Below are 24,536 nucleotides of genomic sequence, written 5' to 3'. Positions count from 1 at the left end.
CCTCCCGCTCCACCCGCCGCGATGGCTGCCGCCCCGGCACCTGCCGCCGATACTTCCATCCCCTTCGCAGCGGATCCGCACGAAGGTTATTCGGCGCACGCTGCCGATGCCTACGCTCCCGCCGCCAGCGCGGGCGCAGCCGCCGCAAAACCGCAGGCCGAGGCGATGGCCGAGGCAAAAGCGGCACGTGCCGCTGCTTCGGCACGCCAGAAGGAAAGCGCCACGCTGGATCGCATCGAAGTAACCGGCTCGCGCATGAAGCGCACCGACCTGCAGGTGCCGGTTTCCGACGATGCCCAGTTGCCGGTCAACGAATGGCTGGAACGGGTGCGCACCCGCTACGGCCTGGGCGACGCCGGCGCAGCCAAGCAAAGCCTCCTGCTATTCGTCAAGGACCACCCCAAGGAACCCGTGCCGGGCGACCTGGAACCCTTGCTGGAAGAATGACCGACACCCTCGCCAAAGCGGCGACGCATCTGCTCGAGGTCAAGCACAGCCGGTTCATCGCCCACGCCGCACCGGCGACTTCCCCGCAAGCCGCGTTGGCATTCCTTGCCCAGGTGGCCGACCCCGACGCCACGCACAATTGCTGGGCCTACCGCATAGGTTCGGAGTACCGCTCCAGCGACGACGGCGAACCGGCCGGCACCGCGGGCCGCCCCATCCTGGCAGCTATCGAGGGCCAGGGCTGCGACCAGGTCATGGTGGTGGTCACCCGCTGGTATGGCGGGATCAAACTGGGTGCGGGCGGCCTGGTTCGCGCCTACGGCGGCGCGGCTGCCGAATGCCTGCGTACGGCCGAGCGCCGCCTGCTGGTGGAGATGCGCGAACTCAGGTTCGGCTGCGCCTTCGACGATCTGGGCAGCGTACATGCCGCCCTGTCGGGTTACGGCGCCGAAAAGCTGGACGAGGATTTCGACGAAACCGGCGCCGTTCTGCGCATCAGTTTGCCCGCAGACCGGGTTGACGCCTTGAAAACCCATCTGCGCGACGCCACCCGTAACCGTGTGCGTTTCGCCGAATCGGATCCCGAATGACCTCCCTCCCCGCTGCTTCCGCCGACACCGCTTCGGCAACGGCCGCTTCTGGTTCCACTTCTCCCAAGCCAAAACCGCGACTGGGCAGCCTGCGTGCCCTGTGGCCCTTCGTGCGCAGACACGGCGGGCTTTTCGGCGCATGGCTGGTCGCGCTGGCGGTGGCCTCGGCTGCGACTCTCAGCCTGCCGGTCGCGTTCCGGCAGATGATCGACAACGGATTCTCCAGCGGCAGCAATGTCGACCGCGCCTTCCTGTTCCTGTTCGTGGTCGCGGTGGTCCTGGCGCTGGCCAGCGCCGCGCGCTTCTATTTCGTCTCGCTATTGGGCGAACGCGTGGTGGCCGATCTGCGCAAGCAGCTTTACGGGCACCTGATCGGCCTGGGCGCGAGCTTCCACGACCGCACCCGCAGCGGCGAACTGGTGTCGCGCCTGTCGGCGGACAGCGAACTGTTGCGCAATGTGGTTGGCACCAGCATGTCGGTCGCCCTGCGCAGCACGGTTACCGTGATCGGCAGCCTGACCATGCTGTTCATCACCAGCCCGCGTCTGGCCGCCTTCGCACTGGTCGGCATACCGCTGGCGGTGCTGCCTATCGTGCTGGGCAGCCGTCGCCTGGAAAAAGCATCGCGCGCCAGCCAGGACCGCGTCGCCGACGCCAATACGCTGGCCAGCGAGACCCTGGGCGCGGTACGCACCGTGCAAGCCCATGCGCGCGAGCCTTATGAGCAGGGCCGCTTCGGTGCGGCGGTGGCGGTGGCGGTGGAAACCGCGCGCAAACGCATCCGCGCGCAGGCGTGGGTCACCGCTGCGGCCATCACCCTGGTGTTCGGCGCGATCGTATTGGTGCTGTGGTCGGGCGCGCACGATGTCATCGGCGGTCGCATGAGCGCCGGCACGCTGGCGCAGTTCGTGCTGTATGCGCTGGTCGGCGGAGGTTCGGTCGGCGCGCTGGCGGAGGTGTGGAACGATCTGCAACGCGCTTCCGGCGGCATGGGCCGGATTGCGGAACTGCTTCAGGAAACTTCCGAAATCATCGCCCCCGCCCATCCGCGCCGGCTGCCGACGCCGCTGCAGGGGGACATCCGCTTCGACAACGTGGTCTTCCACTACCCCTCGCGTCCTGACCTGCCTGCCCTGGACGGTTTCGACCTGGAGGTGCGTCCGGGTGAAACCGTGGCGCTGGTCGGACCCTCCGGCGCCGGCAAGAGCACCGTGTTCTCCATGCTGTTGCGCTTCCACGATGCGCAGTCGGGCGGTATCCGCATCGACGGCGTGGATCTGCGCGAACTGGACCCCTCCGATCTTCGCGAACACATCGCGCTGGTGCCGCAGCAGCCCACCATTTTCGCCGCCAGCGCCGCCGAGAACATCCGCTACGGCAAGCTCGATGCCACCGATGCGCAACTGCAGGCGGCCGCCGAATCGGCCGAGGCCGACGATTTCATCCGCGAGCTTCCGGAAGGTTTCGCCAGCGAACTGGGCGAGCGCGGCGCCCGCCTGTCGGGCGGCCAGCAACAGCGCATCGCCATCGCCCGCGCGCTGCTGAAGGACGCGCCCATCCTATTGCTCGACGAAGCCACCAGCGCGCTGGATGCGCAGAGCGAGCGCGCCGTACAAAGCGCGTTGGAGCGCCTGATGGAAGGCCGCACCACCCTGGTCATCGCGCACCGGCTGGCCACCGTGCTCAAGGCCGACCGCATCGTGGTCATGGACCGCGGCCGCATCGTCGCCCAGGGCACGCATGCCGAGCTCATCGCACAAGATGGCCTTTACGCCGAACTGGCGCGTCTGCAGTTCATCGACTGAGCAAGAGCTCGCGCCGGGACGGCGCTCCCACCGGTGGTTGTCTGTCGTGGGAGCGCCGTCCCGGCGCGAGCTCTTCATCGCAACCTCCAATACCTTTACTGCGTCCAACTCAGACTTCCCAGCAACACCACCAATAGGGATAATCGCGAAAATCCCTGACGAGCCCGCTGCGTACCGGATTCAATAGGCAGTACTCCACCTGCGCCCGAAGGGCCGATTCGTCGCGTATTCCACGATCATGGTAGCCGGCTTGCCAGATACCGCCGTCGGTCGTCGCAGCCTTTGCAATGGCGTGAGAGGTATAACTCTTGAACCGATGCATGATCTGAGACAGCGAAAAACTCTGCAGTCCAAGAACCAGATGCACGTGGTCCGGCATCACCACTACAGCCTTGAGATCGATTGCCTGGTGTTGATCCAGCCAACGTGCGCAGCTCAGAACGATCTGCGCCGAATCTGGATCGCTGAAAAAAGCGACGCGATTACGACAACAGCTGGTCAGCAGGTAGTAACCGCCTTTCTCGGAAGCACGGCCTGCTCTTAGCTTGCAGGAAGAAACAGACACCGGGGCGCTGCCTAGAACAATTCGACAGCCGAGATTCTCCCGTCATCGACTGCACTGGAGAATGGGATTATTGACTGCCTGCGGACAGGAAATCACTGACAACAGCGTAAGAGCTCGCGCCGGGACGGCGCTCCCGCCAGCTGCTGCTTTTTCGTGGGAGCGCCGTCCCGGCGCGAGCTTTTTGCCCAGATCGCTCAGCCGGTCTGGGTCTGCAACTCAGCCGATACGCGCGGCGGACGGCTGGGCCAGGCATGCCGCAGAATCCGCCAGATCACTTGCCCGAACTGCTTCGGCAGCGAACCGGTGTTGTAGTGCTGGCCGTAGCGGGCGCAGATGGCCTTCACTTCCGGCGCCATTTCCGCGTAGCGGTTGGCGGGAATGTCCGGATAGAAATGGTGCTCGATCTGGTGGCTCAGATTGCCCGACATCACATTGAGCAGTTTTCCGCCCGCCAGATTGGAGGAACCGCGCAACTGGCGCTGGTACCAGTGGCCGCGCGATTCGTTGCGGATCGATTCCTTGGGGAAGGTCTCCGCATCGGCGGTGAAGTGCCCGCAGAAGATGATAGTGAAGGTCCACAGGTTGCGCAGCAGGTTGGCGACCACATTGCCGGCCAGCACGGCCAGGAAGAACGGGCCGGCCAACAGCGGAAACACCACGTAGTCCTTCAATACCTGCCGCAACATCTTCTTGCCCACCGGCTTGAACGCCTTGCGCATCTGCGCATTGCTGGTCTTGCCGGCCCACCAACGGCCCAGCTTGAGATCCTGGATGGCCACGCCCCACTCGAACAGCAACGCGAACACCACCGCGATGAACGGCTGCAACAAATAGAACGGACGCCAGCGCTGCTCCGGAAAAATGCGCAGCAACCCGTAGCCGATATCGTCGTCCATGCCGCGCACGTTGGTGTAGGTGTGGTGCTGGAAGTTGTGCGTCTTGCGCCAGCTGGCGCTGGTGCCGGCGATGTCCCATTCGTAGGTCTTGCCGTTTAGTTGCGGATCGTTCATCCAGTCGTACTGGCCGTGGATGACGTTGTGGCCCAGCTCCATGTTCTCCAGGATCTTGGACAGCGCCAGCAGCAGTACGCCAGCGATCCACGTTGCCCAGAACAAACCGGCGAAGGCCATGGGCAACGAAGCGAACAACAGCACGCGGCCTGTGATTTCCGTGTAGCGCACCGCCTTTACGATGCCGCGGATGTAATCGGCGTCCCGCTGCCCCAGGGTGGCCACGGCGCGGGCGCGCACGGCATCCAGTTCGGCGGCGAAGCCGTCGAGTTCGGCCGCGCTCAGCGATCGGTTGCGGGAGTTCTGGTTCATGGTCTTCATCAAAGGTCGAGCACAAGGTCGGTGCTGGCGCTGCTGATGCAGAGCTTCAGCGCGGAAGCGGGTTCGTGGAAAAGTTCGCCGGTATGCAGGTGACGGGTGACGCCGGAAGACTTGCCGCAGGCGCAGGTATTGCAGATGCCCATGCGGCAGCCGGACGCCGGCTTGAAACCTTCGGCTTCCAGCGCGGTCAGCAACGACTGGCCGCGCGGCAGAGTGAGCGTGCGACCGCTGGCGGCCAGGGTGACCTGTACGCTGCCCGAGTCTTCGATCGTTCGCGGCGGCGGGGAAAAAGCTTCCGCATGGAAAGATTTCGCAGTCGACGAGAGCACCGCACGGGCGGTATCGACGAAACCGCCCGGACCGCAGGCGAATACCTGGCGCAATGAAAGGTCGTCCACGAACGTCTGAACCATCGTCTCGCTGAGGCGGCCGGTCGCTTCATCGTCAACGGCCGTTTCGCGGGTCGGCACGAACTGCACGGAGAAGTTCGCATGTTCCGCCGCGAACTTTTTCAGCTCATCGACGAAGCAGAACTCCTCCCGCGTGCGCGCCCAGTACACCAGGGTCAGCGGCACAGGCATGCCCTGCGCCGCCAGGGCGCGGGTCATGGACATCAGGGGCGTGATGCCGCTGCCGGCGGCCAGGAACAGCCAGCTGCCCTGTGGGGAAGCCGGCAATGTCATTTCACCGAATGCCTGGCCGATTTCGAGCACATCGCCGACGCGGGCCCGCTCGCACAGATGGCGGCTCAATTTTCCGCCCTCCACGCCTTTCACGGTGATGGCCAGGCGGCCGTCTGCGGTCGAGGCGTTGGTGAGGCTGTAGCTGCGGGTCACGCGCACGCCGTCGATCTGCGCGCTGACATTGAGGTGCTGGCCCGGCTGGAAACCCGCCCAATGGCGGTTCGGCCGCAGCCACAGGGTGACGGTATCGGCCGATTCGGCCTTCCGCTCCGCTATTCGCGCCATCGGACGATCCCAGGACCAGGTCCGATTCAACCGGGAAGCCCAGAAATCAAAGACTTGCGGGGCAATCAGCGGCTGGACCAGGCGTTTGAGCCGGTTCCGGGGACGCTGGACGGGGGGATGGACCAGAGCATTCATGGCGATCACTATACAGGCGCAGATACAATTGTGTATACAGCTGTATATTAACAAGACCGATATGATGCTTGCATGACACCGCCAAGGCCGCTCCCATCGTCGTGACCACCCCTGTTCAAGTACACCCCGACAGCGACCCGAACACAGGCCGCAAGGCCTCGATTTCACGCGAAGACCTGCTGGCCGCCGCGTTGAAGCTGATCGGCCCGCACCGCAGCGTGTCCACGCTGAGCTTGCGCGAAGTGGCGCGCGAAGCCGGCATCGCGCCCAACAGCTTCTATCGCCAGTTCCGCGACATGGACGAACTGGCCGTGGCCCTGATCGACCTGGCCGGGCGCTCGCTGCGCAAGGTCATCGGCGAAGCGCGCCAGCGCATCGGTTCGGACAAGAGCATCGTGCGCGGCTCGGTCTCGGCCTTCATGGAGCAGCTGCGCGCCGACGACAAACTGCTGCACGTGCTGTTGCGCGAAGGCACGGTGGGTTCGGACGCCTTCAAGCAGGCGGTGGATCGGGAGCTGGAATTCTTCGAGGACGAACTTCGCATCGACCTGATCCGCCTGGCCGCCGCCGACGGCGCCACCCTGCATGAACCCGCATTGGTGTCCAAGGCCATCACCCGCCTGGTGTTCGCCATGGGCGCCACTGCCATGGATCTTCCGCCGGAAAAAGACGCGGAACTGATCGAACAGCTCTCGCAGATGGTGCGCATGATCCTCACAGGCTCGCGCGCCATCGCCGAAGAATCGTAGGTCGGGGCTACGTCCCCCGACCCACGCATTGCGAGATCGCACGCACGTCGGGGACGTAGCCCCGACCTACGGGTTGATGCGGATCGGCGTGCCCACCGGCACCAGCCGCCATATCTCTTCTATCTGCGCGTTGGTGACGGCGATGCAGCCGTCGGTCCAATCGCGCGTGTATCCGGGCGGCGTGCTGCCGTGGATCATGATGTCGCCGCCCGGATCTACGCCGCGCTTCCTGGCTTGCTCGCGATCGGCCCGATTGGGGTAAGACACCCGCAGCGACAGATGGAAACGGCTTTGCGGGTTGCGGTAGGTGATGCGGTAGTCGCCTTCCGGGGTACGCTCGTCGCCCTGCTGACGCTTGGGGCCCACTGGTGTGTCGCCCAACGCGATGCGATAGGCGCGCAGCACTTTGCCAGCGCGCAACAGTTCCATCCTGCGCGTGGATTTGAATACGCGGATTGCATCGGCTTGCTCGTTTTTGGGCGCAAGATCCGGCGCTGCCGATGCATCGCGGGGAAGGAGGATTGCCAGCCAGAAAATGGCGAGCAGCCACGTCCGCATCAGGGCAATGCCCGGACGATCAGTTCGGCGATGTCGCTGCTGGCCGGCAAGGTGCCGAAGGCCAGACCATGCCTGCCCTGCAGGCGACTGGCTACGAACAGGCTTGCCGCAGGGCTGCCGGATCTCAGCAATACGGCCGCCTGCAACGCCAGCGCCAGGCGTTCGACGAGCATGCGGGCGCCGAATTCGTCGGCCGATTGCGATGCGAGCTGCGTGCGCAGTTCCGCGACAGCCCGATCGAATCCGGCATCGAGGCCCTCAGCGGCTTCAAGCTCGGCCAGCAGCGCGGCGCCGGTCTCCGGTTCCCGCGACAACGCACGCAGCACGTCCAGGCACTGGATGTTGCCGCTGCCTTCCCAGATGGAATTGAGCGGCGCCTGCCGGTACAGCCGCGGCAGGATAGATTCTTCCACGTAACCGGCGCCGCCCAGACACTCCTGCGCCTCGTTGACCAGCGCCGGCGCGCGTTTGCACAGCCAGTACTTGCCGATGGCGGTGGAGATCCGGGCGAAAGCGGCTTCGGCAGCGTCCTGCGGCGCCGCATCGACCGCACGCGCCACGCGCAACGAGAACGCCAGCGCCGCTTCGGATTCCAGCGCCAGATCGGCCAGCACGTTGCGCATCAACGCATGCTGCACCAGCGGTTTCCCGAAACTGGTCCGATGGCGCGCATGGTGGACCGCCTGCGCCAGCGCCATGCGCATTTCCGCGGCGGCACCCAGCATGCAGTCTAGGCGGGTGAACATCACCATCTCGATAATGGTCGCCACGCCACGGCCTTCCCCGCCGACGCGCCGTGCCCACGCGCCGCAAAACTCGACCTCGGACGAAGCATTGGACCAGTCGCCCAGCTTGTCCTTCAAACGCATCAGCCGGAAAGCGTTCCTGTCGCCGTTGTCCAACCGGCGCGGCAACAGGAAACAGGTCAGCCCGCCGGGCGCCTGCGCCAGCACCAGGAATCCATCGGACATCGGCGCCGAGAAGAACCATTTGTGCCCCACAAGCGCATATTCGCCTTCGCCCGCCAGCGGCGTAGCGACGGTGGCGTTGCTGCGCACGTCCGAGCCGCCCTGCTTTTCGGTCATGCCCATGCCCAGGGTGACGCCGGCTTTCTGCCCGATGGGAAGCTCGCGCGGATCGTAGGAAGGCGCAGCGGCCTTGTCGGCCCATTCGCGCAACGCCGGTTCGCGGCGCAGTACCGGAACCGCCGCATGGGTCATGGTCAACGGACAACTGGTGCCGGCCTCCACCTGATGATGAAGATAGCTGAGCACGGCACGGGCGACATGCGCGCCGGGTTGCGGCTCATGCCAGGAAAGACCGGCGACGCCATGGCTTTTCGCAGCCTCCATCAACCGGTGGTAGGCCGGATGGAATTCCACCGCATCGATGCGGTGGCCGAAGCGGTCGTGGGTCTTCAAACGCGGCTTGTCGCGGTTGGCGTCGAAACCGATGCGGTAGAGCTCATCGCCCGCGAGCCGCGCGTATTCCGAGAGCCGTTGCGCGAAGGCGGCCGCGCCTTCGCGCGCCACCGCTTCGCGCAACACCGCGTCGTCCGCCCACAGGTCGCGCGGTTCGAAGGCCGGCGGCTGGTTGTCGACGCGATGGGTTTCGAAGGGCGGCAGCTTGTCCATGGGCCGATTCTAGCGGCAGGAAGCTTGCAGAAACGCGTAGGAGCGAGTGGGAGCGCGTAGGAGCGACGTAAGTCGCGAAGGCCCGGCTCTTTGTGTGTCTGGGCTTCGCGACTTACGTCGCTCCTACCCCCAATGCATCGATGAAATCCGGCTGCAGCGCGTATTTTCCCAGCCAACCCTGCTGCGTGCCGCTGAGGATGCGCAGCATATGGCCGCGGCCGCCGGGCAGTTTTCCCAGCGGCAGGAAACTGGCGTCGCGGACACGCGCCACCATGTCGTAGTCCGACTGGAACAGCGGGGTCAGCCAGTGGCTCCAGAAGTGGTAGATGGAAACGTGTTTGCGGCGCACGCGCTGGTACCGCGCCAACGCGCCGTCCAGACCGGCTTCCTCGCGCAGTGCGTCCCGCAGCGCCATCGCGTCCATCAGCGCCATGTTGACGCCCTGCCCCAGTTGCGGACTCATCGCATGCGCCGCATCGCCGGCTAATACCAGACGCCCGCGATGCCAGTCTTTCTGTATCGCATCGCGATAGCTGGCGCGGGCCAGTTGGGAAGGTTCGGTGACGCCCTGCAGGCGCGTGCCGGCATGCGGCCAGATATCGGCTACCTCCCGCAGCCACGCCGTCATTCCCCGCGACTGCCAGGCATCGAAATCCGACCTGGGCAGACTCCAGAAAAAGCTCAAGCGCGGCACGTCGTCGCCGGGCCGGGTGCCGACCGGCAGCAGACCGATCATCTTGCGCGCAGCCACGTAGCGCTGGCGCAGCTCGTCGGGCCACGGCCAATCGCCGCGTTCGACCAGGCACCACAGCGCGCCCCAGGGGTACACCCGGTCCATGCGGCTAGGCGATACCTGCCGGCGCAACTGCGAAGCCGAACCGTCCGCCGCGACGACCAGATCGAAAGGGCCATGTTTGCGGCCATGTTCGTCCAGCAGCCTGCCGGTATCGTGATCGACCTGGGTCACGCCGGTGCCGCGATGCATGCCGGCGACGCCTTCCCATGCATCGGCCAGCAGCGTGAACAAGGCGCCGCGTTGCATGCCCAGGCCGTACATGCGGGCATCGAGGCCTTCGTAGCGCATGTCCATGACTCCGCGTCCGCATGGCGTTTCGCCATACAGCCGCCTGACCGGCGCCCCATGCTCCAGCGCGGCAGCAAGCAGTCCCATCTGCCACAGCACTTGCAGCCCGGTCGGTTGCAGCAGGAAGCCGGCGCCGACCGGACCCGGTTCCGGTGCACGTTCGAACACCTCGACCTTGTGCCCGTCCCGCGAAAGCAGAATCGCCAAAGCCTGGCCCGCGGTTCCGTAGCCGACGATGGCGACGTTCAAAGGTGGGGGCATGGCACTCCTATTGCCGGTGGTGGGAATTCGATGGGTTCATTATAGAAATTGCGGCGCTGTCGTCGCCGATAGAACGCGAACCTTCTTAATCCTAACCATCGTCATCCCAGCGAAAGCTGGAAGCGCTTTTTAACAGCCGAATGGCTGGTCATCCATTTTGACTTTGCTCTGGGTTGGTCGTGCCCCCATAGGAAGATCAAGATGGATCCCAGCTTTCGCTGGGATGACGATCGAAGTTGATGAGTCCGCCTGCAGTCCATAAAAAACCCCGCCAAGGCGGGGTTCAAGAAAAACGGGAAGCAAATGGGGATCAGGCTGCCGGCTCGATGTTCGATGCCTGTGCGCCCTTCGGGCCCTGAGTCAGCTCGTAGCTGACGCGCTGGCCTTCCTGCAGGCTACGGAAGCCCTTGCTGTTGATCGCGGAGTGGTGGGCAAAGACATCGGCGCTGCCATCTTCCGGCGCGATGAATCCGAAGCCCTTGGCGTCATTGAACCATTTCACGGTACCGTACGGCATAGCTCTGGTATTTCCTTGTTGGATGCGGGTGGTGTGGTCTGTGCGCAACGCGCACCGGCGGAGTATGCAAATACCTGACCGCGTTGACAATCACCCACGGGCCAATTCGGCCACCAGTTCCGGTAAGCCGTTGGATGCGGCTTGCACGTTCGCCAGCACTTCGGCCATGGTGATCTCCTCGCCGGTACCGCATCCTGCGGCCCAGTTGGCGACGATGGCCAAGCATGCGTAGTCCAGTCCCAGCTCGCGCGCCAGCGCCGCTTCGGGCATGCCGGTCATGCCCACCAGATCGCAGCCATCGCGTTTCATGCGCGCGATTTCGGCCTTGGTTTCCAGACGCGGCCCCTGGGTCGCACCGTAGCAACCATGGCCCACCAGTGAGACGCCGGTCACACGCGCGGCTGCGATGATCTTGTGCCGCAGCAGGGTCGTGTAGGGATCGCCGAAATCGATGTGCAGCGCATCGCCGCCGTGGCCCCCATCAGCGGCTCCTTCCCAGATCGTCGAGACGCGGCCCCACGTGTAGTCGATCAGCTGGTCCGGACAGGCCAACACCCGCGGCCCGAAGTCGTTGCCGATGCCGCCGACCGTATTGAGCGCCAGCACGCGCGCGGCGCCGATCTGTTTCAACGCCGCCAGGTTGGCGCGGTAGTTGACCAGGTGCGGCGGCACCGAATGGCCTTCGCCGTGGCGCGCCAGGAACGCGACCCGCTGACCGAGCAGCATGCCGATGCGCACGGGCCCCGACGGCTTGCCGTAAACGGTGTCTATTTCACGCGTATCCACATCCTGCAGGTCGGCGAGCTTGTACACGCCGGTTCCACCGATCACTGCCAACGAAATGTCCGTCATCGCTCAATCCTTCAACGCGTAGATGCCCGGCAGGTTGCGGCCCTGCTCGTGGTAGTCCATGCCGAAACCGAACACGTAGCGGTCGGGAACTTCCAGGCCCACGTAATCGGCGCTGATGCCGGCGATCGCACGGGTATGGCGTTTGGTGGCCAGCGCGGCGATGCGCACGTCGGTCGCGCCCTGCTGCATGCACCATTCGCGGACCGCGGCCAGGGTGTAGCCCTCGTCCAGGATGTCGTCGACCAGCAGCACGCGGCGGCCGTACAGCGCAGTGGCCGGGCGGTGCTTCCATACCAGCTCGCCGCCGCTGGTCTGGCCGCGGTAGCGGGTGGCATGCAGGTAGTCGAATTCCAGGTCCAGTCCCAATGCGCCCAGTTCGAGCGACAACTGCCCGGCGAACGGCAGCGCGCCATGCATCACGGTCAGGTAGACCGGCACTTCCCCCGCATAGTCGCGCGCGATCGGTGCGGCCATCGCCGCGATGGCGGTATCCAGTGCGGCGCGATCGACGATGAGTTCCGCATTGGCCAGCGCGGCGGAGAGCGGAGGCGACGCCATCAGGCGACGTTCCCCGTGATGGCCGGAAGACGGGACTGCGCGTCGCCGTAACGGGCGTCGGCGAGCAGCCCAGCCCAGCCCAATCCGCCGCGGCCGATCAGCCCCAGCAAGGAGGCGGTGTTGGAAGTGCGCCCTTCCATCGCGCGCAGGGATTCCTCGACCAGTTTGGGCGCGCAAACCAGCACCACATCGCAACCGGCATTCAAGTGATCGTCGATGCGCGCCTTCACCCCGCCCGCGGAAAATGCGGCGGCCATGCCGATATCGTCGGAGAACACCACGCCGCGGAAGCCCATCTCTTCGCGCAGGATTCCGTTGATCCACCGCGGAGAATAGCCGGCCGCTTCCGGCGCCACGGCCGGATAGGTCACGTGCGCCAGCATCACCGCGTCGGCGCCGGCTTCGATGCCGGCCACGAACGGAACCAGATCTTCCTTGCGCAGCTCATCCAGCGAACGCGGATCGACCGCATCGTCGAAATGCGTGTCCTCCAGCACCGTGCCGTGGCCCGGGAAATGTTTGAGCGTGGCGGCCATGCCGACGCTGTGCATGCCGCGCACATAAGCCCTGGTGAAGGCGGCGACGACCTGCGGGTCCGCGCTGAAGGCGCGATCGCCGATGGCGCGGTTGCCGCGCGCCAGGTCGACCACCGGCGCGAAGCTCAGGTCGACGCCGCTGGCGCGCACTTCGCTGGCCATCAGCCAGGCGTGCTCCTCGGCAAGCTTCAAGGCGGCCTCCGGATCCCGTGCATACAGCGCGCCGAAACCTTCCAGCGACGGCAAGGCACTGTAGCCGGCACGGAAGCGCTGCACGCGTCCGCCTTCCTGATCCACGCAGATCAGCTGGGGGCGCGGTGCGGCGGCGCGGATCGCCGCACACAACTCGACCACCTGCTCACGCGAAGCGAAGTTGCGGGTGAACAGGATCACCCCGGCTACGGCATCGTTCTGCAGCCAGTCGCGCTCCTGCGCGGTGAGTTCGGTGCCGGAAATTCCTATGACGAGCATGCTTCGAATACCTCAGGACATATCATTTTTGACAGCGGGAGCGTTGACCTTGGAAGGGATGTCGCTGGCGGCGCGTTCGCCGTCCGTCCACCGCGAATACGGATACGACGCCAGGGCCAGATTGTAATAGCGCAGCGAGTCGGTCACCTGCTTGCCGGCCCATTCCGGCAGTGCGAAGGCTTCGTCGGCATGCTGCAGCTCGATTTCGGCGACCACCAGGCCGGCGTTCTCGCCCAGGAATTCGTCCACTTCCCACAGATGGCCCTCATGGCGCACGTAGTGGCGGCGCTTGTCGATCAGCCCCCCGACGCACAGCGCCAGCAACGCCCGCGCCTCGTCCACGGGGATCGCATAGTTGAATTCCTGCCGGGTGTGGCCACGTTCGCGCGATTTCAGGTTCAGGTAGGCGTCGTCGCCTTCGATACGCACGCGCACCGAGGCCTTCTGCGCGCCCCCTTCGACCATGGCCAGGTCGTTCAGGTAGCCCTGCGCCATCGGCGCGACCTTGTGCGCGGCGGCGCGCCAGGCATCGCTGGTGACCAGGAACTTGCGCTCTATCTCTATGCCCACGTTTGCCTCTCTGAGTTTTGTAGAGCCGGGCTTGCTCGGCTGCTTTCGATTCTGCGCCAGAACAGCCGAGCAAGCCCGGCTCTACAAAGCGGGATCATTTCGTCTCGAATAAAGCGATGCTTTCCACATGGCCGGTGTGGGGAAACATGTCCATCACGCCGGCCGCCTTGAGCTTGTAACCGCGCTCCTTGACCAGGAACCCGGCATCGCGCGCCAGCGAAGCCGGGTGGCAGCTGACATAGACGATGCGGTCGATATTCTTGAGCGGCAACTGTTTCAATACTTCGTCGGCGCCCGAGCGCGGCGGGTCCAGCAGCAGTTTATTGAAGCCCTGCCGCATCCAGGGCGTGCCGCGCTGGTCTTCGGTCAGGTCCGCGGCGTGGAAATGCGCATTGGCCAGGCCGTTGCGTTCGGCATTCTCGCGCGCACGGGCGACAAGCCCGGCTTCGCCTTCCACGCCCACCACTTCGCCGGCCAGCCGGGCCATGGGCAAGGTGAAATTGCCCAGTCCGCAGAACAGATCCAGGATGCGGTCCTGCGGTTGCGGATCCAGCAGTTCGAAGGTCCGCGCGATCATCTTCTGGTTGAGCGTGGCGTTGACCTGGATGAAGTCCAGCGGGCGGAAAGCCAGTTCCACGTTCCATTGCGGCAGCGCGAAGGCCAGTTTCGGCGCATCGGGCCACAGCGGCACGACCGTATCGATGCCGCCGGACTGCAGATAGAAGGCGAAATCGTGCTGCATGGCGAAGGCGACGAGTTTGGTGCGGTCGGTGTCGTTCAAGGGATTCAGGTGACGGAACACCATGGCGACAGTTTCGTCGCCAGCGATAAATTCGATCTGCGGGATGTCTTCGCGCGCATCCAGGCTTTCCACCAGCAGCGCCAGCGCTTCGATGCGTTCGCCGATCTGCGGGATGACGGTGTGGCACGTCCGCAGGTCGGCCACGAAACGCGGATCGGTCTCGCGGAAACCGACCAGTGTCTTGCCCTTCTTGTTGACCCGGCGCACCGAGAAACGCCCCTTGCGGCGATATCCCCAGCTGTCGCCGGTCAATGGCGGCAGTACGGTTTGCGGCGCGACATGGCCGATGCGTTCCAGGTTCTCAAGCAGAACCCGTTGCTTGAGCAGAATCTGCTTGTCTTCCGCCAGGTGCTGCAGCACGCAGCCACTGCACACGCCGAAATGTTCGCAGCGCGGCGCAACGCGGTCCGGCGAAGCCTGCAGCACTTCGACCGTGCGGCCTTCATCGAAGTGCCGGTTCTTGGCGGTCTGCTCGACCATCACCCGTTCGCCCGGCAGCGCGTCGGACACGAACATGGTCTTGCCGTCCCGGCGGGCCCCGCCGCGGCCGTCGTGGCGGTGGTCGACGATCTGGACTTCGAACGGGGTTTTATCGATGCGGGGGCTGCGGGGTCTTGCCACGTGGCGGGGGCTGCGTGCGATTGCGGGAGCGTATTGTCGCAGAAGCGGTGCGCAGGCCGGAAAGCAAGCGACGGCGCTTTGCCTCCCCCTTTGAAAAAGGGGGATTGAGGGGGATTTGCTTTTGCTTTTGCTTTTGCTTTTGCTTTTGCTTTTTGCTCCTGCCCAAGATCAAGAGCAAATCCCCCGTAGCCCCCTTTTCCAAAGGGGGCAAAAGCAAGGGGCCTGTCGCCCCTTGCCGTTTCTCACTTCTGCTTCCAGCTCCCGCCCGCGTCCTGGTACCACCAGCCGCCATGGGCGCTGGCGATCCATTGCTGGGCGAAGATGCCGCGGATCTGGCTTTCCCATTCGGGATGGCCGTTGGCCACCGCCACTTCGCGGTACACCGCCTTGCGGTCGCGGTTGTCGTCGGCCACGGCCTGGGTGATGGCTACCCGGTCCTTCAGGGCCAGCTTGGAGGCGTCGCGCACCTCGACCATGCCATCGCGCGTCAGTCCCAGGGCGCCGGCGTCGAAACCTGCCGCCAGCTGGGTCTGGAAACGCGTGGCCATGCGGTTCTGGATGGCCTGGATGGCCGGGGTCTTGATGCTGATGTCCGCGCTTTCCTGCGCATAGGCGGTGCCGATGCCGACCACGGCCAGCCAGTCGAACGAGCGAGGCGAGCGCAGGGAAGCGCTGCCGCCCTGCCCGCCCGGGTTTGGCGGCACGGGCTTGGCTTCGTTGGCGGGCGCGTCGTCGCCGATCACCTTGTCCACGAATTCCTTGGCCGCTTCCTTGGCTTCGGCAGCCGGGAAATAGACGTTGATGGTGACGCAGGCGGTGAGCAGCAGCGCTGCGGCGAATGAGGTTCCCAACCAACGTTGCATGTCGCTTCTCCTGGATTATTCGATGACCGGCTTGCTGTCGCCCTGCGTGACCGCCACCAGTCGTTCGACCAGCGTGGGCCAATCGACGCGATGGTTGAAACCCACCACGGTCAGGCGCGGCAGGCCCGATCCTTCCACGATAATAAAGCCGTTGCCGGCTGAACGAAGGCCGTCCATGTCGCAGACCTCTTCGGCGAGCCGGCAGCGAATGCCGATCCGGCGGTAGCCGAAGTCGTCGAACAGCTTCAACGCCTGCGCCTGCAGACTGTCGCCCAGCCCGCCCGCGCCGCCTACGCTGGAAAGGTCCTGCACCGCGCGCTGGCTGATGCGGCGCTTGCCTTTCCAGCTCGGGTCGGTGTGCAGATCGGCGTCGAACGCTTCCGCCTTCCAGTCCACCAGGCGCAGGTTGCGGATGCTGCCATCCAATGCGCCGGTGATCTCGCCGAACCCGAAAACCCCGGTCAGCGCTTGCAGGTTCATGTCGTCCATGCTGATGTCGGCCGACAAAGTGGGCGCGGTGCCGAACGGGCGCTCCATCGCCAATCCCGACACCTGCACGGTGCCGTCGAACATATGGGTGACCAGATTGCCTTCGAAATCCAGCCGGTCGTCGGCGTAGCGCGCTTTGGGGATACGCCCGTCGAGCCGCCCCTGGAAGGCGGGCCAGTCCAGCGCCTTGGCCAGCAGGCCCACATCCAGCCCTTCGACGGTCAGGCCAAAATCGAATTCCAGCCCACGTTCGCCCGCTGGCGGCCGCAGATTGATGTCTTCGAACCTCAAGCCGCCGCCCAGCATCGGCACGGTGACCTGCTGGCGCAGGCCGATGCCGCCTTCGGCGCTGTCCAGCGGCAGTTCCGCGGCGCCAAACGCCAGACCGTGGATTTCGCCGCCGCGCCAGCGAAGCGCGCTGTCGACAGGCGCACCGGCGGAAAAAACCGGATTGCCGCCGAGTCCGTCGAAACGGAAGCGCTGTTGCGCATCGACCACCGACACCTCGCGCAACTCGGCTTCGGCACGGATCAATTCGCCGCCCTGCACCTGCATCCGCGCGCTCGCGGCGCCCTGCAAATCCAACTCGCCCAATCCGAACAGTCCCAGCCAACCGGACAGATAGCGCGGACGCAGCGGCGCCATGTCCGCGCTTTCCATGCGCAGATCCGCATCGCGCAGGTTCGATTGCGCATCGAAAGCGAGCGAACCTTGTACGCGCATCGCACTGCCGTCATCCCACAGCAACTGGGGAATTTCCCAGCCGGATTCGCCCTGCTGGCGTGCGGCGATGCTGACCGCTACCGGTGTCGCGGGCAAAGCGACGTAGCCGTTGCCCACCAGCATCTCACCGCCGCGCAAGCTGCCCTCCACGGTCGCCAAGGACAAGCCGGCGGACTTGCGGTAGTCCAGATCGACCTGCGCGCCCACGCCTTCGGCAGCGATGCTGCCATCGGGCGTATCCAAGCCAAGCCCGTCGAACCCTAGCCGGCCTTCCACGCGCAACGGACGCGACTCGGGGGTATGGATATTCAGCGACCCCGACATCTGCCCGGCTTTCAGATTCGCTTCGGGCCAAGCCTGCGCCAGCAGCGCTTGCGCCCATGCCAGCGGCACACGGGTCAGCTCGAGGCGGGTGATGTCGGGCGCGGCGGCGTTGCGGTGCAGGACCAGGCTGGAACCGCCGCCCGCCAGCACCGCGTCGGTGCTGGCCGTAGCCAGATCGACCCCAAGCTTCAACGGCTTGCGGCCCGCGCTGCGGATTTGCCCTTCGCAGCGCCAGCCGTCCTGCTTGGCGCCCCGTTGCAGAGGACATTGCCAAGTGAGATCGTCGAAACGATAGCCCAGGTCCGGCGCCGTCACGCGGTTGGCGGTCAATGTGAGTCGCCCGGTTTCGGCGGCATCCGGCCAATCCAGCCGCACCGTCACGCCCTGCAGGGTCGCCACCGGCGTGACCACCCTGGCGATGCGCGCGCTCGCGGTCCTGGCTTGCCCGGCGGCGGGCACCGCCAACAACGTCAGCAAGAGCAGCGGTAAGATGCGGCAGGGCATGGAAGGCAGCATAACGATGTCGGATCGCCAGGGAATGAAGCTTCGCTTGCTGCTGGTGGAAGACGATTCCGTCAGTTGCAGTTTCATGGCCGCCGCGCTGCAGGCATTGCCGGCGGAAGTCGATACGGCCGCTTCCCTGCGTACCGCCTTGGCGCACGAGAGCGTCTACGACCTGTGGCTGCTGGACGCCAACCTTCCCGACGGCTCCGGAACCGACCTGCTGGCGGATCTGCGCGCCCGCTTTCCTGCCACGCCGGCGCTGGCGCACACCGCCGACGATTCGCCGGCCCTGCATGCGCAACTGCTGGCCGCCGGGTTCGATCTGGTGCTGGTCAAACCGCTGACCGCCGTCCAACTGCGGCAGGCGGCCGGGCAACTGCTTGGAATCGAGCCCTCGCACGAACTCCATCGCGCTGGGGAAGCGGACGACAGCTCAAGCGCTCTTCCGTTATGGGATCAGGCCGTTGCGCTGGCCGCATTGAACGGCAATCAGGAGCACGTGGCGACCCTGCGCCGGATGTTTCTCGAAGAACTCGCCAGACAATACGATGAGATCCGCGATGCGCTGCAGGCCGGCAACCTGGAAGCAGCGAAAAAAGTGCTGCATCAATTGAAGGCCAGCAGCGGCTTCGTCGGTGCGATGCGCATGAATGCGGCAGCCGCCGGGCTGGAAAAATCGCTGTCCGATGCGGGAACGCTTGCGGATTTCTCGATAGCCGTGCGCGATACGCAGTCCTCCGGCAACGAATCCGAAAGCCTGTAGGAGCGCGTCCCTACCCGGGCCGTTTCAGCCTGCCGAGCTCGCCCAGCATTTCCCAGGATTTCAATCCACGTCCGCCCAGGTGGTGGCTGAGCACGCTGCGCAATGCCAGGCGCAGGCTGGCGAGGTCGTCCGCGTCGGGCCGCCGATCGGCAGCCAGGGCCAGCAATGCGCTGCCCGTCGCCGCGTTGCTGCGTTCGTCGCGTCCGCGATCGCTCAACAAGCGGCGCGGGCCTTGTTCCGGATCGATCCGATAACGTGCGGCGGGATCGATGGCTGCGCCTTCGGCGTCTTCGCTCAGATCGAAACCCGAACCCAGCGACTCCAGCAGATCGCGCTCGAAGCGCCGCAAGGTCCAGGCCAGCGAGCCCTCCCCAAGCAAGCTCTCGCCGCCCAGCCGCGATCGGGTCCGCCCATAGATGCGGTACAGGTCGCCGTGCGGATCCTGGCGCGGCGCCAGCCGCATCACCAGCTCATTGACGTAGAAGGCCGCCAGCATCGCCTCGCCTGCCAACCGCGGTGCGGCGTCCAACGCCTCGGCCGCTACCAGCTGAGCCAGCTCGCCGCGCTGCACGGCATCCAGGCGGATGTGCTGGAGCGGTTGCAAGGCGGCGCGCAATACCTGCTTCTTCGGCCCCTGAACTCCGCGCGCCACCAACCCGAGCCGCCCGTGATTTTCGGCGAGCACTTCCACCAGCAAGCTGGTCTCGCGCCAGGGGCGGGCGTGCAGAACGTAGGCGGGTTCGGCGGTGATACGCATCAATGCGGATTGTAGGAGCTGCGCCGTGGTGTGGGAGCGCCGTCCCGGCGCGAGCTTTTGCTTTTTGTCCGAATAAAGCAGGGTTAGCCTGCTATCTGGTCTTTTCGTGGGGGCTGACTAAGCTTGGCTCCATAAAAGCAAGAGCTCGCGCCGGGACGGCGCTCCCACAACAGCGGTCCCACCGAAGCTATTCGTTGTATCCGAATGCCTTCAAGGCGGCGGCATCACCCGACCAACCCTCGCGCACGCGCACCCAGGTTTCCAGGAAGACTTTCGAGTCGAACATGCGCTCCATCTGCAGGCGCGCCTTGCTGCCGATTTCCTTGAGCCGCGCGCCGCCCTTGCCGATGACGATGGATTTCTGGCTTTCGCGCTCGACCCAGATCACCGCGCCGATGCGCAGCAGCCCTTCTTCCTCCGCGAAACGTTCGATTTCCACGGTGGTGGCGTAAGGCAGCTCGTTGCCGAGCTGCCGCATCAGCTGTTCGCGCACCAGCTCGCCGGCCATGAACCGCTGGCTGCGGTCGGTGATTTCGTCTTCGCCGAACATCGGCGGCGCCACCGGCAACAGAGCGAGCATGTCGCGCACCAGCTGCTCCAGGCCATTGCGTTTCAACGCGGAGATCAGATGCACGCTGGCGAACGTGCGGCCCTCGGCGACCTTGCCCAGGAAGGGCAGCAGCTCGGATTTGACCTTGATCTGGTCGACCTTGTTGACCACCAGCATCACCGGGATGCCGGTGTCGCTGAGCACGTTGTAGGCCAGGGTGTCGGCTTCGTCCCAGCGCCCGGCTTCGATGACCAGTACGGCGGCATCGACATCCTCCAGCGCCCCGCGCGCGGCGCGGTTCATCACCTTGCTCATCGCCGATGCCGAGAACTTGCCTTCCTGCTTGTGCAGGCCGGGCGTATCCACCAGCGCGATCTGGCCTTCCGGGAAAGTGGCGATGCCCAGCAGGCGGTGGCGCGTGGTCTGCGGCCGGTTGGAAACGATGCTGACCTTGGAACCGACCAGCGCATTGGTGAGCGTGGACTTGCCCACGTTGGGCCGGCCGATGACGGCGATGCTGCCGCTGCGATGGCCGTCTTTGCCTGGGGTCGGTGCGTTCACGTGGAGATGTCCAGTTTTTCCAGCAATGCCGCGGCGGCGGCCTGCTCGGCGTTGCGGCGCGAGCTGCCCTCGCCCTCGGCGGTCAGGTCGGGATCGATGATGGTGCAGCTGACGTTGAACGTCTTGGCGTGATCGTCGCCGCTTTCGGAAACCAGTTCGTAGGACGGCAGCGGCCGCTGACGGGCCTGCAGCCATTCCTGCAGACGCGTTTTCGCGTCCTTGCCCGGCTTGCCTACCGGCAACGCGGCCAGGGATTCCTCGAACCACGGCAGCACGGCAACGCGGCAGGCTTCGAATCCGGAATCGAGGTAGATCGCCGCCACTACCGCCTCCAGCGCATCGGCCAGGATCGAATCGCGCCGATGGCCGCCGGATTTCATTTCGCCCGGCCCCATGGTCAGACGGGCACCCAGTTCCAGGCGTCGCGCGATGGTGGCCAGCGAGGCCTCGCGCACCAGTTCGGCACGGGCACGGGTCAAGGCGCCTTCGTCGGCCTTGGGCCAGCGCTGGAACAGCACTTCGGCGACCAGCAGGTTGACTATGCCATCACCCAGGAACTCCAGGCGCTCGTTGTGCGGAGCGCCGGCGCTGCGATGGGTCAGGGCCTGCTGCAGCAGGCCCGGGTCCGCGAAACGGTAGCCGTCCAGCTCACCGTGGCGGAATTTCAGATCAATCGGTGCCACCGTGGCGGGTCAGGTCTTGTGAAACGTCGAACACGCCCACCACGTCCAGATTGCCGACCAGCGGACGGCGCACTTCGTAGTTCACCTTCATGTTCCAGCCGTTGTCGATGCGCTCGATCTTCACGTTCTCCGGCTTCACGTTTTCGGAATAGTTGATGTACAGGCGGCGGAAGAACAGGTCCTGGATCTTGGAGGGATCCATGTCGCCCACGCCCGGTTCCGAGGCCAACCCCTTGGCCGCGGTACGCACCGAGTAGTACTCCTGATACATCGGAAACAGCTTCATGCCGATGTACGCGGCGAAACCGACCACCGCCAGCACGACGAGGAAACTCATCAGCGTTATGCCGCTCTGCTTGCGATTCATCTGCGGATTGCCGATTTTCAGCTTGCGATTCATATGCCTTATCCCCGGGTCAGACAACTTGGTTATTGGATCTTGGTTCCGATCCTGGACGCATCGAAACTCCCCTTGCAGAACCAGCCTTCGCAATTCAGCCAGATCAGGAACGCCTTGCCGCGCAGGTCCTTCTCAGGCAGGAAGTTGTGATTCGGGATCGGCGAACCGTCCTTCGGGCTGACCTCCGGCCACAGACGGCCGTCCTCGCTATTATCACGATTGTCGCCCATCACGAAATAGTACCCGGCCGGCACTTCCCACTCTCCGGCGCCCACCAGGTTGTCCAGCCCCTCCAGCACCTTGTGGGGACGGCCCGGCAGATCCTCCTCCAGCAACGCCGCGCTGTCGGTGCCCTGGGCCACGCCGCGCCCGGTATAGGTGCCCAGCATCTTGTAGGTCATGGCCTGGCCGTTCACCGTCAAGGTGTTGCCCTGGAACGAGATGCGGTCGCCCGGCAGCCCGATCACGCGCTTGATCCAGTTGTTCTCCGGGTCGTGCGGCGGCTTGAACACCACCACGTCGCCGCGCTTGGGTTCGCCGATGGAAACGAACTTCTTGTTGTTGATCGGCAGGCGCAGGCCGTAGGCGAACTTGTTGACCAGGATGAAATCGCCGATCAGCAGGTTGGGCATCATCGAGGCCGACGGAATCTTGTAGGGCTCGGCGATGAAGCTGCGCAGGATCAGCACGATGGCCAGCACCGGGAAGAACGCGCGCGAATAATCGACCAGCACCGGCTCGTCGTCCAGCAGGCCGCTGCGCGCGGCGCGGCGCTTGGCCAGGAACAGCTTGTCCAGCAGCCAGACGAAGCCGGTCAGCAGGGTGAGCACTACCAGGATTGTTTCGAACCAGACCATACGTTTTCCTAAGAACGGGAATCGGGAATGGAGAATGGGGAATCGAAAAGACAGGAACCAAAGCCAAGCGGATTCGCTTCACCTACTCCCCATTCTCGAGTCTCCATTCCCAGCTTCACTTGTTGTCCATCTGCAATACGGCCAGGAACGCTTCCTGCGGAATCTCCACGCTGCCCACCTGCTTCATGCGCTTCTTGCCTTCCTTCTGCTTTTCCAGAAGCTTCTTCTTGCGGCTGATATCGCCACCATAGCATTTGGCCAGCACGTTCTTGCGCATCGCCTTGACCGTGCTGCGGGCGATCACCTGGGCGCCGACGGCGGCCTGGATGGCCACGTCGAACATCTGCCGGGGGATCAGTTCGCGCATCTTCTCGGTCAGTTCGCGGCCGCGGCGGTCGGCGTACTGGCGGTGCACGATCAGCGACAGCGCGTCGACCTTGTCGCCGTTGATCAGCGTGTCCACGCGCACGAACGGGCCTGCCTCGAAACGCAGGAAGTGGTAGTCCAGCGATGCGTAGCCGCGCGACACCGATTTGAGCCGGTCGAAGAAGTCCAGCACCACTTCGGCCATCGGCAGTTCGTAGCTGATCTGCACCTGCGAACCCATATAGCTGATGCTGATCTGGCGGCCGCGCTTTTCCTCGCACAGGGTGATGACATTGCCCACGTAGTCGGGCGGGGTCAGCACGTTGGCGCGGATGATCGGCTCGCGGATTTCGTCGATCAGGTTGGTCTGCGGAAGCTTGGACGGGTTGTCCAGGCTGATCACGCTGCCGTCGGTCTTCAGCACTTCATAGACCACGGTGGGTGCGGTGCTGATCAGGTTGAGGTCGTATTCGCGTTCCAGGCGCTCCTGCACGATCTCCATGTGCAGCATGCCCAGGAAGCCGCAGCGGAAACCGAAGCCCATGGCTTCGGAGCTTTCCGGCTCGAAGCGCAGCGCGGCATCGTTGAGGCGCAGCTTTTCCAGCGCTTCGCGCAGGTCCGGGTAGTCGTCGGCGTCCACCGGGAACAGGCCGGCGAACACGCGCGGCTGCATTTCCTGGAAACCAGGCAGCGGTTTGGCGGCCGGATCGCTGGCCAGGGTCAGGGTGTCGCCGACCGGCGCGCCGTGCACGTCCTTGATCGAGGCGTTGATCCAGCCCACTTCGCCGGCGCCGAGCTTCTTCAGCTCTTTGCGCTTGGGAGTGAACACGCCGACTTTGTCGACCAGATGGGTGCGGCCGGTGGACATGACCAGCATCTTGGTGCCGGGCACGATCTCGCCCTGCATGACCCGCACCAGCGAAACCACGCCCAGGTAGTTGTCGAACCAGGAGTCGATGATCAGCGCCTGCAGCTTGTCGGTGTCGCGCGGTTTCGGCGGCGGGATGCGTTCGACGATGGCTTCCAGCACATCGACGACGTTGAGGCCGGTCTTGGCGCTGATGGCCACCGCATCCTCGGCGTCGATGCCTATCACCGCCTCGATTTCGGCCTTCACCTTTTCGATGTCGGCGGTGGGCAGGTCGATCTTGTTGATCACCGGCACCACTTCCAGGCCCTGCTCCACCGCGGTGTAGCAGTTGGCCACGGATTGGGCTTCCACGCCCTGGGCGGCGTCCACCACCAGCAGCGCGCCCTCGCAGGCGGCCAGCGAGCGCGAGACTTCGTAGCTGAAGTCCACGTGGCCGGGGGTGTCGATGAAGTTCAGCTGGTAGGTCACCCCGTCCCTGGCCGTGTACGGCAGGGATACGGACTGGGCCTTGATGGTGATGCCGCGCTCGCGCTCGATCGGGTTGGAGTCGAGTACCTGCGCTTCCATCTCGCGGGCCTCGAGGCCGCCGCAAAGCTGGATGATGCGGTCGGCCAGGGTGGATTTGCCGTGGTCGACGTGCGCGATGATTGAAAAGTTGCGGATATTCCGCATGGAATCAGGCTGCATGGGCGCGGCCACGAAGGCCGTGTCAGGAAGAATAACGGCGCATTATCGCACGGCAGCCGCCCCGCCCGCCGGCTGCGAACCGGG

At 64.9% G+C, this 24,536-nt stretch carries 24 protein-coding genes and 1 pseudogene; 5 read left to right on the top strand and 20 right to left on the bottom strand.

What is annotated here, in order from left to right:
• The 3 genes and pseudogenes from CSC73_RS13380 to CSC73_RS13370 all read left to right on the top strand — a co-directional run.
• A pseudogene (locus tag CSC73_RS13380) lies at positions 1-447 on the top strand (hypothetical protein); the annotation flags it as partial.
• Complete coding sequence (locus tag CSC73_RS13375; protein ID WP_163841001.1) at positions 444-1,037, top strand: IMPACT family protein; 594 nt, start codon at positions 444-446, stop codon at positions 1,035-1,037. The pseudogene CSC73_RS13380 and the gene CSC73_RS13375, both read left to right, overlap by 4 nt.
• The gene (locus tag CSC73_RS13370; protein WP_163840999.1) at positions 1,034-2,842 is read left to right on the top strand and encodes an ABC transporter transmembrane domain-containing protein; all 1,809 of its coding nucleotides are present in this window, start codon (positions 1,034-1,036) and stop codon (positions 2,840-2,842) included. Before CSC73_RS13375 ends, CSC73_RS13370 begins: the two co-directional genes overlap by 4 nt.
• A 109-nt stretch (positions 2,843-2,951) precedes the next feature.
• Here CSC73_RS13370 and CSC73_RS13365 read toward each other — a convergent pair whose 3' ends face one another.
• From CSC73_RS13365 to CSC73_RS13355, 3 genes are all read right to left on the bottom strand, one after another.
• Complete coding sequence (locus CSC73_RS13365) at positions 2,952-3,407, bottom strand: REP-associated tyrosine transposase (protein WP_163840998.1); 456 nt, start codon at positions 3,405-3,407, stop codon at positions 2,952-2,954.
• A 194-nt stretch (positions 3,408-3,601) separates the two neighbouring features.
• Entirely contained in the window at positions 3,602-4,729 is a 1,128-nt protein-coding gene (locus tag CSC73_RS13360) for a fatty acid desaturase family protein (protein ID WP_246197521.1), read from the bottom strand.
• A gap of 8 nt (positions 4,730-4,737) precedes the next feature.
• On the bottom strand, positions 4,738-5,841 hold the full coding sequence (locus CSC73_RS13355; protein WP_163840993.1) for a ferredoxin reductase: 1,104 nt from the start codon (positions 5,839-5,841) through the stop codon (positions 4,738-4,740).
• A 101-nt stretch (positions 5,842-5,942) separates the two neighbouring features.
• Between CSC73_RS13355 and fabR the strand changes: the two genes are divergently transcribed.
• A complete protein-coding gene (fabR, locus tag CSC73_RS13350) occupies positions 5,943-6,590 on the top strand; it encodes an HTH-type transcriptional repressor FabR (RefSeq protein ID WP_163841023.1) in 648 nt (215 codons plus the stop codon).
• Positions 6,591-6,656: 66 nt separating this feature from the next.
• Here the strand turns inward: fabR and CSC73_RS13345 are convergent, their stop codons facing one another.
• From CSC73_RS13345 to CSC73_RS13295, 11 genes are all read right to left on the bottom strand, one after another.
• Positions 6,657-7,148: a L,D-transpeptidase family protein gene (locus CSC73_RS13345; protein ID WP_163840991.1), complete on the bottom strand. Its 492-nt coding sequence runs from the start codon at positions 7,146-7,148 to the stop codon at positions 6,657-6,659.
• Positions 7,148-8,782: an acyl-CoA dehydrogenase family protein gene (locus tag CSC73_RS13340; RefSeq protein WP_163840988.1), complete on the bottom strand. Its 1,635-nt coding sequence runs from the start codon at positions 8,780-8,782 to the stop codon at positions 7,148-7,150. Before CSC73_RS13340 ends, CSC73_RS13345 begins: the two co-directional genes overlap by 1 nt.
• Positions 8,783-8,894: 112 nt before the next feature.
• Positions 8,895-10,127 carry an FAD-dependent oxidoreductase gene (locus CSC73_RS13335; protein ID WP_163840986.1) on the bottom strand — a complete coding sequence of 411 codons (1,233 nt, stop codon included), beginning with the start codon at positions 10,125-10,127 and terminating at the stop codon, positions 8,895-8,897.
• Between the two features lie 310 nt (positions 10,128-10,437).
• On the bottom strand, positions 10,438-10,644 hold the full coding sequence (locus CSC73_RS13330; RefSeq protein WP_093279745.1) for a cold-shock protein: 207 nt from the start codon (positions 10,642-10,644) through the stop codon (positions 10,438-10,440).
• A 90-nt stretch (positions 10,645-10,734) separates the two neighbouring features.
• Entirely contained in the window at positions 10,735-11,496 is a 762-nt protein-coding gene (locus tag CSC73_RS13325) for an S-methyl-5'-thioinosine phosphorylase (RefSeq protein WP_163840984.1), read from the bottom strand.
• A gap of 3 nt (positions 11,497-11,499) precedes the next feature.
• Entirely contained in the window at positions 11,500-12,054 is a 555-nt protein-coding gene (locus tag CSC73_RS13320; protein WP_163840982.1) for a hypoxanthine-guanine phosphoribosyltransferase, read from the bottom strand.
• Positions 12,054-13,061: a beta-N-acetylhexosaminidase gene (nagZ, locus tag CSC73_RS13315; protein WP_163840980.1), complete on the bottom strand. Its 1,008-nt coding sequence runs from the start codon at positions 13,059-13,061 to the stop codon at positions 12,054-12,056. The genes CSC73_RS13320 and nagZ overlap by 1 nt, the downstream gene beginning before the upstream one ends.
• Before the next feature lie 12 nt (positions 13,062-13,073).
• Positions 13,074-13,631, bottom strand: a complete 558-nt coding sequence (locus CSC73_RS13310) for a CYTH domain-containing protein (protein ID WP_163840979.1) — start codon at positions 13,629-13,631, stop codon at positions 13,074-13,076.
• A gap of 94 nt (positions 13,632-13,725) precedes the next feature.
• Positions 13,726-15,054: a 23S rRNA (uracil(1939)-C(5))-methyltransferase RlmD gene (gene rlmD, locus CSC73_RS13305; RefSeq protein WP_163840977.1), complete on the bottom strand. Its 1,329-nt coding sequence runs from the start codon at positions 15,052-15,054 to the stop codon at positions 13,726-13,728.
• 242 nt (positions 15,055-15,296) lie between these two features.
• Positions 15,297-15,917 carry a YdbL family probable chaperone protein gene (locus CSC73_RS13300; protein ID WP_163840975.1) on the bottom strand — a complete coding sequence of 207 codons (621 nt, stop codon included), beginning with the start codon at positions 15,915-15,917 and terminating at the stop codon, positions 15,297-15,299.
• 15 nt (positions 15,918-15,932) lie between these two features.
• Positions 15,933-17,957 (bottom strand): translocation/assembly module TamB domain-containing protein, encoded by a 2,025-nt coding sequence (locus tag CSC73_RS13295; protein WP_163840973.1) that lies wholly within the window; start codon positions 17,955-17,957, stop codon positions 15,933-15,935.
• Positions 17,958-17,991: 34 nt separating this feature from the next.
• Between CSC73_RS13295 and CSC73_RS13290 the strand changes: the two genes are divergently transcribed.
• Complete coding sequence (locus tag CSC73_RS13290; RefSeq protein ID WP_163840971.1) at positions 17,992-18,720, top strand: response regulator; 729 nt, start codon at positions 17,992-17,994, stop codon at positions 18,718-18,720.
• 10 nt (positions 18,721-18,730) lie between these two features.
• Here CSC73_RS13290 and recO read toward each other — a convergent pair whose 3' ends face one another.
• The 6 genes from recO to lepA all read right to left on the bottom strand — a co-directional run bounded on the left by recO (position 18,731) and on the right by lepA (position 24,437).
• Complete coding sequence (gene recO / locus CSC73_RS13285; RefSeq protein WP_163840969.1) at positions 18,731-19,477, bottom strand: DNA repair protein RecO; 747 nt, start codon at positions 19,475-19,477, stop codon at positions 18,731-18,733.
• Between the two features lie 187 nt (positions 19,478-19,664).
• Positions 19,665-20,588: a GTPase Era gene (gene era / locus CSC73_RS13280; RefSeq protein WP_163840967.1), complete on the bottom strand. Its 924-nt coding sequence runs from the start codon at positions 20,586-20,588 to the stop codon at positions 19,665-19,667.
• Positions 20,585-21,262: a ribonuclease III gene (rnc, locus tag CSC73_RS13275; RefSeq protein WP_163841021.1), complete on the bottom strand. Its 678-nt coding sequence runs from the start codon at positions 21,260-21,262 to the stop codon at positions 20,585-20,587. The genes era and rnc overlap by 4 nt, the downstream gene beginning before the upstream one ends.
• A complete protein-coding gene (locus tag CSC73_RS13270; RefSeq protein WP_163841019.1) occupies positions 21,258-21,638 on the bottom strand; it encodes a DUF4845 domain-containing protein in 381 nt (126 codons plus the stop codon). Before CSC73_RS13270 ends, rnc begins: the two co-directional genes overlap by 5 nt.
• Positions 21,639-21,700: 62 nt before the next feature.
• Entirely contained in the window at positions 21,701-22,528 is an 828-nt protein-coding gene (lepB, locus tag CSC73_RS13265; protein ID WP_163840965.1) for a signal peptidase I, read from the bottom strand.
• A 115-nt stretch (positions 22,529-22,643) separates the two neighbouring features.
• Positions 22,644-24,437 (bottom strand): translation elongation factor 4, encoded by a 1,794-nt coding sequence (gene lepA / locus CSC73_RS13260; RefSeq protein WP_163840963.1) that lies wholly within the window; start codon positions 24,435-24,437, stop codon positions 22,644-22,646.
• Between the last annotated feature and the right edge of the window lie 99 nt (positions 24,438-24,536).

Origin of the sequence: Pseudoxanthomonas sacheonensis (genome assembly GCF_010093305.1) — a bacterium.
GTDB lineage: Bacteria > Pseudomonadota > Gammaproteobacteria > Xanthomonadales > Xanthomonadaceae > Pseudoxanthomonas_A > Pseudoxanthomonas_A sacheonensis.
This window is presented reverse-complemented; position numbering and strand designations above follow the sequence as displayed.

What these genes read in the sequence shown, in the direction of transcription:
- CSC73_RS13375 (WP_163841001.1), top strand. Translation starts at nt 444, where the DNA reads ATGACCGACACCCTCGCCAAAGCGGCGACGCATCTGCTCGAGGTCAAG.
- CSC73_RS13370 (WP_163840999.1), top strand. Translation starts at nt 1,034, where the DNA reads ATGACCTCCCTCCCCGCTGCTTCCGCCGACACCGCTTCGGCAACGGCC.
- CSC73_RS13360 (WP_246197521.1), bottom strand. Translation starts at nt 4,729, where the DNA reads ATGAACCAGAACTCCCGCAACCGATCGCTGAGCGCGGCCGAACTCGAC.
- CSC73_RS13355 (WP_163840993.1), bottom strand. Translation starts at nt 5,841, where the DNA reads ATGAATGCTCTGGTCCATCCCCCCGTCCAGCGTCCCCGGAACCGGCTC.
- CSC73_RS13345 (WP_163840991.1), bottom strand. Translation starts at nt 7,148, where the DNA reads ATGCGGACGTGGCTGCTCGCCATTTTCTGGCTGGCAATCCTCCTTCCC.
- CSC73_RS13340 (WP_163840988.1), bottom strand. Translation starts at nt 8,782, where the DNA reads ATGGACAAGCTGCCGCCCTTCGAAACCCATCGCGTCGACAACCAGCCG.
- CSC73_RS13335 (WP_163840986.1), bottom strand. Translation starts at nt 10,127, where the DNA reads ATGCCCCCACCTTTGAACGTCGCCATCGTCGGCTACGGAACCGCGGGC.
- CSC73_RS13330 (WP_093279745.1), bottom strand. Translation starts at nt 10,644, where the DNA reads ATGCCGTACGGTACCGTGAAATGGTTCAATGACGCCAAGGGCTTCGGA.
- CSC73_RS13325 (WP_163840984.1), bottom strand. Translation starts at nt 11,496, where the DNA reads ATGACGGACATTTCGTTGGCAGTGATCGGTGGAACCGGCGTGTACAAG.
- CSC73_RS13320 (WP_163840982.1), bottom strand. Translation starts at nt 12,054, where the DNA reads ATGGCGTCGCCTCCGCTCTCCGCCGCGCTGGCCAATGCGGAACTCATC.
- nagZ (WP_163840980.1), bottom strand. Translation starts at nt 13,061, where the DNA reads ATGCTCGTCATAGGAATTTCCGGCACCGAACTCACCGCGCAGGAGCGC.
- CSC73_RS13300 (WP_163840975.1), bottom strand. Translation starts at nt 15,917, where the DNA reads ATGCAACGTTGGTTGGGAACCTCATTCGCCGCAGCGCTGCTGCTCACC.
- CSC73_RS13295 (WP_163840973.1), bottom strand. Translation starts at nt 17,957, where the DNA reads ATGCCCTGCCGCATCTTACCGCTGCTCTTGCTGACGTTGTTGGCGGTG.
- CSC73_RS13290 (WP_163840971.1), top strand. Translation starts at nt 17,992, where the DNA reads ATGAAGCTTCGCTTGCTGCTGGTGGAAGACGATTCCGTCAGTTGCAGT.
- recO (WP_163840969.1), bottom strand. Translation starts at nt 19,477, where the DNA reads ATGCGTATCACCGCCGAACCCGCCTACGTTCTGCACGCCCGCCCCTGG.
- CSC73_RS13270 (WP_163841019.1), bottom strand. Translation starts at nt 21,638, where the DNA reads ATGAATCGCAAGCAGAGCGGCATAACGCTGATGAGTTTCCTCGTCGTG.
- lepB (WP_163840965.1), bottom strand. Translation starts at nt 22,528, where the DNA reads ATGGTCTGGTTCGAAACAATCCTGGTAGTGCTCACCCTGCTGACCGGC.
- lepA (WP_163840963.1), bottom strand. Translation starts at nt 24,437, where the DNA reads ATGCGGAATATCCGCAACTTTTCAATCATCGCGCACGTCGACCACGGC.